This is a genomic window from Actinomadura rugatobispora (assembly GCF_042656285.1).
Lineage (GTDB): Bacteria > Actinomycetota > Actinomycetes > Streptosporangiales > Streptosporangiaceae > Spirillospora > Spirillospora rugatobispora.
Map to the genome: position 1 here is coordinate 1 of NZ_JBHSON010000305.1, position 588 is coordinate 588.

The window sequence follows — 588 nt, forward strand, 5'->3', positions numbered from 1 at the left end:
CTTTTGCCAACAAGCAGCTACGCGGCTCCGTCTCAAACTGGGCCTCGCTTAACGGCCGCATGGAGCAATTGAGCGACATTGATAATATGTTGGGCGATGAATCCGACAACGTCTCTGTCTCCATCAATAACCTGTTCAAGTCGATGGCGACGCTGAGCGCAACCCCAGATGACGGCCCGGCCCGTTCCGCAGTATTCAGCTCACTCGGCGTATTGACCCAGCGCTTCAATGACAGCGGCAAGCGCCTCACCGCGCTGGAAAAGAGCACCAACACCAATATCGAAACCAGCGTTAAAGAAATTAATAGCATCAGCGACCAGCTGGCAGAAGTGAATAAACAGCTGGAACGCGTACAGGCGCAGAACGGTACGCCGCCTGCGGACCTGCTGGATCAACGTGATGCATTACTGGAAAAACTGAGTGAGCAGATCGGTATAGATGTAACCGAGAATAGCGTATCTGGCCGCGTCGACGTAACGCTTCAGGATGGTCGCCCCCTTGTCTTTGGCGAAAACGCCAGCAAGCTACAGGCCACAGCGTCTGAAAGCGATCCTGACAGAATCGTTGTCTCTTACGTTGATAGCAACG

General features: G+C 53.7%; 1 protein-coding gene. It reads left to right on the forward strand.

Annotation, left to right across the window (positions count from 1 at the left end; translation table 11 throughout):
• The coding region (locus tag ACFPZN_RS56525; RefSeq protein ID WP_378293749.1) for a FlgK family flagellar hook-associated protein at positions 1 to 588 on the forward strand (588 nt) is incomplete at both ends.